The organism is Shewanella sp. 11B5, from assembly GCF_002836795.1.
GTDB classification, from domain to species: domain Bacteria; phylum Pseudomonadota; class Gammaproteobacteria; order Enterobacterales; family Shewanellaceae; genus Shewanella; species Shewanella frigidimarina.
This window is the reverse complement of record NZ_PJAP01000486.1, coordinates 1-6,123: the sequence shown is the minus strand read 5'-3', so window position 1 is coordinate 6,123 and position 6,123 is coordinate 1. Positions and strand designations below refer to the sequence as shown.

The following is a 6,123-nucleotide window of genomic DNA, read 5'->3' as shown; positions in this document are numbered from 1 at the left end:
TAAGCAATTAGAGGTTAGTGCGTAGATATGATAAAGCGGCAATGCAGTGATAATCAGCTCTTTGCCTATTTCATAAACGTTCTTGGTAACCGCATTGGACTGCTCAAGGTTGGCAACCATATTACGATGGGTCAGCATGGCACCTTTTGAAGGGCCTGTAGTGCCGCCAGTGTATTGTAAAAAGGCTAAGTCAGAACCGATAACATCAACTGGCTTAAAGGTTTGTTTGCTGCCTTTTGCCATGGCGTCATTAAATTTAACCGCATTAGGTAAATCGAACGCTGGCACCAATTTCTTCACGTGCTTAATCGCGCCGTTAACTAATGCGCCTTTAATCAGGCCTAATCGGTCACCCACACCAGTGGTGATAACATGTTTAACATCGGTTTTATCAATGACTGCCTGCAATACATGGGCAAAGTTTTCTAAAATTAAAATGGCTTTAGTGCCAGAGTCTTTTAATTGATGTTCTAATTCACGCGGGGTATAGAGTGGATTAACATTCACCACAGTTAAGCCTGCGATAAGTGCACCAAATAATGCGATAGGATATTGCAGTGTATTGGGGATCATGATGGCAAACTTATCGCCTTTCACTAGCCCTAAGTCTTGCTGTAAATAGGCTGCAAAGTCTGTCGCTTGCTGGGCAAGCTGTTGATAAGTAATGCTGACATCCATGTTGATAAACGCCGTATTAGTGGCATATAACTTGGTATATTTTAAAAACAAATCTGCCAACGAGTTGTATTTATCTGGATCAATTTCAAACTCAACCCCAGGCGGATAACTCTTTTCTAGCCAAATCCTTTCCATAATACTGTCCCCAATTATTACAATATTGTCAGCTGCCTAACTCGGCTACTGTGATTATTATTTTTATTCTTAACAAACACTAACCTACACTCAGTTTTACAACACTTCAAATAAACCTGCAGCGCCTTGACCGCCACCAATACACATACTGATCACCACGTATTTAACACCACGACGTTTACCTTCAATTAACGCGTGCATCACCATACGAGTACCGCTCATGCCATAAGGATGACCAATAGAAATTGCGCCGCCGTCGACGTTTAAACGATCATATGGAATGCCCAATTTTTCTGCACAGTAAATGACCTGAACCGCAAACGCTTCATTGATTTCCCACAAACCAATGTCATCAATATTCAAACTATGACGTTCAAGCAACTTAGGAATGGCAAAAATTGGACCTATGCCCATTTCATCTGGCTCACAACCTACCACCACCATGCCTCGGTAAACACCTAACGGCTTAAGACCGCGTTGCTCAGCGAGTTTTCGTTCCATTACCACAACAGCTGCAGCACCGTCAGACAGTTGCGATGCGTTACCGCCAGTAATTGAGCCGTTATCTTTTACCGCTTTTAAACCCGCTAAGCCTTCAATATTGGTTGAAGGACGATTACCTTCATCTTGAGTTAAGGTGACTTGTTCTTTAGTGATATCTCTGCTGGCTTTATCCATCACCAATTTTGTACACGTAACAGGCACAATTTCGTCATCAAATTTACCTGCAGCTTGTGCATCAGCAGTGCGTTGTTGCGAGATTAATGCATAAGCATCTTGTGCTTCACGCGAGATGCCATAACGATTAGCAACCACTTCGGCGGTATCAAGCATCGGCATATAAATCGCTGGACGATACGCTTTAACGCTTGGGTCGATCGCTCGGTGCATGTTCATTTTATCGTTTTGAACCAAGCTGATTGAGTCACAACCGCCAGCCACCACTACGTTAGCGCCATCACAAACAATATGATTGGCAGCGATAGCAATAGACATTAACCCTGATGAACATTGACGATCTACCGTCATACCAGGCACAGACACTGGCAGTTTTGCCGCCATGGCCACTTGACGACCAAAGTTCATCCCCTGGTTACCTTGAGTTAACGCAGCACCAAAAATACAATCTTCAATTTCATTCGGGTCAATACCCGCACGTTCAACGGCTGCATTAACAGCAACTGCGGCTAATGTCGGTGCAGATAAATCGTTAAATGCTCCGCGGTATGCTTTACCAATAGGGGTTCTTGCTACAGATACAATGACGGCTTCTCTCATGATAATTCCTTTTTTTATCTGTCTTCAAAGACATGTACTTTTTATGTTTGCTAGTGCGAGCTTACTGTTAATGGTTTTGCTACTCATGCAGTATCGCAATTAATATCAAGCTCAATCCGCATCGAATAATTTATTGCTGTTGCGACTTCATAAAAGCCATCGCCTTCATCACAAATTTCTCGCCTTGTTGAGCTCCAGACTTCAATGCTTTTTGATTATCTTGCGCAGTGAGTTGCGCCCAGTTGTCACGCACCGCTTCTGGGGTTTGTGATGCTTTAGGAATAAAACAGCCTTCGGTTTCAAAAATACTGGCACTTGAATAACCGCCCGCACCAGCACATAAAATAAACCGAGTTGGCGCAAGTTCATCACACAAGGTCAGCATGCCAGCAGTAACAGCCTCTGGCGCGAAGGCTTTAACGATTTCTTCTGGCATTAAATCTTCTGTCATACGCGTGCCCGCTGTTGGGGCCAACGCATTGATGTGGATGTTATTTTTGGCACCTTCAAGCACTAAGGTATTCATTAACCCAAGCACTGCCATTTTGGCTGCACCATAGTTAGACTGACCAAAGTTACCGTACATGCCGCTTGACGATGTGGTCATCACAATGCGGCCATAATTTTGCTGCTTCATGATTTCCCATACCGCTTTAGTGCAGTTTACTGAGCCCATCACGTGTACATCCATCACTAGCTTAAAGTCATCTAAGGTCATTTTAGAAAACGATTTGTCACGTAAAATCCCTGCATTATTAATTAAAATGTCGACACGGCCCCACTTGTCCATGGTTTGCTGCACCATGTCTTGTACTTCATCAAAGTTGGCTACGTTTGCGCCATGACTAATGGCTTCACCGCCCATTTCTTCAATTAAACGAACCACATCTTGTGATGCTGCAGAAGATGCACCGCTACCATCGCGTGCGCCACCTAAATCATTTACCACGACTTTGGCGCCACGTTTAGCGAGTTCCAATGCATGTGAGCGGCCTAAACCATTACCGGCACCTGTGACTATGGCTACTTGTCCTGCAAAACTGATCGTCATGTTGGTTCCCTCAATATACTGATAAATCATCTTGTTATAATGTAGTTATATGTCTGATTACTTAACCATTTGCACAGAAATCCACTCAGCCACTAATGCCGGAGTATCTACACCTTCAATTTCAATGGTTACTTCTGTTGATAAACGGAATTGTCCTGGTTTCTTTTCTTCAATCGAAAGGGTTTTAGCGTGTGCTCTAATGCGGCTATTAACGGTAACAGGCTGTAAAAACCTCACCTTATCGAAACCGGCATTCAAGCCCATATAAAAACCGTCAATGATGACGCTAAATTCTTCAGCAAAATGTGACAGCATAGAAAGTGACAAGAAGCCATGGGCAATGGTCGAGCCAAATGGCGTCGCTTTGGCTTTTTGTTCATCTACGTGGATAAACTGATGATCCAGAGTGCAATCCGCAAACTGATTAATCTGATCTTGAGTGATTTGATACCAGCCTGTTGGCTCGGCTTGGAAGCCAATATAGTTTGTGATGTCGTTACGATTGATGACTGTCGGCATTGTTCCCTTTCCTCTTGTACTTTAAAAGTACTGTCCATGAATGAAATTTAAGCGATATCTCATGCTAATTGGGCTGAACACATTAAACAAATGAATAGTTTTGATACCAAGACATTCGCAATATGAATAGACTAGAGTGTTGAAAAGGAATTAACACGTCGGGGATTCATAACAAAAACGCATTACCCAATTAATGAGTAATGCGTTAATGACAATGGATTTATACTAGCTATAATTGAGAAATCACCCCGTGAATCAAAATACAACTATAGGCAAAGGCTGACTGGTAATACTCATCTAGTGAATCAACCTACCTACAAATAACTCAACTCAGTCAGTGATAACCGATGATGACTATGACCAACTTGGACATCATTCAATTTAGGCTAAAACCAGTCGGCTTGCATGTCAAAACTGGTACTGTCAGTACTCATCAACAAAGATGACCACACCGCAATTTTGGGTAATTCAAAGCGATAAAAATACTGTGATGCCTGTAATTTACCTTTATAGAAAAACTCATCTGCTTGATGCGGTTGCTGTGCTAAGGCTTTGGTGGCAACCATACTTTGCTTAAGCCATAACCATGCAATAATGACATGGCCAAACAATTCTAAATACTTAACTGAGTTGGCTAAGGCTAAGTCGATGTTCTTCGTCGCCATGCCGTTGAGTACCGCTTCAGTTGTCAGCGTTAATGTCTCTACCGCTTCGCTTAGCTTCTGGGTATATTCGCTCAAGCTGTCGTATTGTTTGGCTTGCTCAATGGTTTGGGCAATTTCATGCAGGGTAGCTTTATAACCCTGCATCTTATTCATCGGCACTTTACGGGTGATCAAATCTAACGATTGTATTCCCGTGGTGCCTTCATGAATGGGATTTAAACGGTTATCACGATAGAACATCTCAACTGGATGCTCATTGATGTAACCATGCCCGCCCATAACTTGAATTGCATAAGAGTTAGCTTTAGGGCCATATTCAGATGGCCAGGTTTTAATGATTGGGGTTAAAAAATCTAATAAAGTATGGGCATGTTCACGCTGCTCACTGGTGTCTGCAGTACGTTCGTCATCGCTTAATTGAGTCCCATACAACACTAACGCCATTGCCCCTTCTGCATAAGCTTTTTGTGCTAATAACATGCGCTTTACGTCAGCATGTTCAATGATGTTGACCATTGGGGATTGCGGGTCTTTACACGATGGCAAGCGACCCTGCGGGCGATTTTTAGCGTAATCGACTGAATATTGATAACCAGCCACAGCCAATACCGCACCACTGGTACCCACCATAATGCGAGCTTCATTCATCATGTGGAACATGTACTTTAAACCGCAATGTTCTTCACCGACCAAATAGCCTATTGAGCCATTTTTTTCACCAAAACTCAGAGCAGTTGAGGTTTGCGCGCGGCCACCCATTTTATGAAATAGCCCAGCGAGAGCCACTTCATTGTCTTCTCCAACGGAACCATCTTCATTAAGCAAAAACTTAGGTACCACAAATAACGAAATACCTTTAACACCTTTTGGTGCGCCTTTAATTCGTGCTAACACCAAATGAACGATGTTGTCGCTTAAATCATGGTCACCGCCTGAAATATAGATTTTATTGCCAGTAATGCGATAAGTACCGTCGTCCGACTTGACTGCCTTGGTAATTAAGTCACCCAAAGCCGAGCCACTGCCAGGTTCGGTCATGGCCATGGTGCCCATAAAACGGCCTTCGCGCATGGGCTTAACCCAAGTGTTAATCAGTTCTGGACTGCCATGTGCTTGCAACAAGTTGGCGTTGGCTGTGGTTAACATGTTGTAACCCATACCGACACCGCCAGCCACACTCAAAAATGAGGCTGCTGCACTGGCGATAATCGGCGGTAATTGCATACCACCTAAATCATAATCTGCAGTAGCAGAACCAATACCAGACTCGTTAACCGCATCGATTGCGGTTTTAAGTTCTGGAATGATATGCACTTTTTTACCATCAAATGTCGGTTGGTGAGTATCCAATTTCTGACGGATAGGAAGAAAGTATTTTTCTGCGATCGCTTTTGCCGTAGTGACAACTTCATTAAAGGTCTGGCGATCGTGATCTTGATAACGTGCTCGGCTCGTTAACGCTTCACTGTCAAATAGTTCGTAAAGCATAAATTCGAGATCGCGTTCATTCATTAACGTTGCAGGCATAATATTCTCTTCTTATCTTGTGACTAAGCAGAGGCCGATGTTGGCATCTGCTTACCATGTTTAGACTTATTAATGAGTCTCAAAAATGTCCGTCAATAACGTCCATCAACAACCGCTACATCCGCTTAAAATGCTGACACGCCGCCATCAACGGCAATGCATTGTCCTGTCATATAAGTGTTGGCGGGAGATAACATCATTAGCATCACTGCGACGATTTCTTTTGGCTCTGCTAAACGATTCATTGGCGCGCCACGGGCCATTTTCTTT

At 43.2% G+C, this 6,123-nt stretch carries 6 protein-coding genes; all 6 read right to left on the bottom strand.

Annotation, left to right across the window (positions count from 1 at the left end; all coding sequences use genetic code 11):
* Window positions 1–813, bottom strand: an 813-nt coding sequence (locus CXF78_RS11375; protein WP_145991423.1) for an AMP-binding protein, incomplete at its 3' end; no start/stop codon positions are given.
* Window positions 814–909: 96 nt separating this feature from the next.
* Window positions 910–2,091: an acetyl-CoA C-acyltransferase gene (locus CXF78_RS11370; RefSeq protein ID WP_102036843.1), complete on the bottom strand. Its 1,182-nt coding sequence runs from the start codon at window positions 2,089–2,091 to the stop codon at window positions 910–912.
* Between the two features lie 130 nt (window positions 2,092–2,221).
* Window positions 2,222–3,142, bottom strand: coding sequence for an SDR family NAD(P)-dependent oxidoreductase (locus tag CXF78_RS11365; protein ID WP_011637520.1), 921 nt, complete (start codon window positions 3,140–3,142; stop codon window positions 2,222–2,224).
* Between the two features lie 57 nt (window positions 3,143–3,199).
* Entirely contained in the window at window positions 3,200–3,661 is a 462-nt protein-coding gene (locus CXF78_RS11360) for a MaoC family dehydratase (protein WP_102036842.1), read from the bottom strand.
* Window positions 3,662–4,047: 386 nt separating this feature from the next.
* Window positions 4,048–5,853: an acyl-CoA dehydrogenase gene (locus CXF78_RS11355; protein ID WP_102036841.1), complete on the bottom strand. Its 1,806-nt coding sequence runs from the start codon at window positions 5,851–5,853 to the stop codon at window positions 4,048–4,050.
* A gap of 125 nt (window positions 5,854–5,978) precedes the next feature.
* The coding region (locus CXF78_RS11350) for an SDR family oxidoreductase (RefSeq protein WP_145991422.1) at window positions 5,979–6,123 on the bottom strand (145 nt) is incomplete at its 5' end.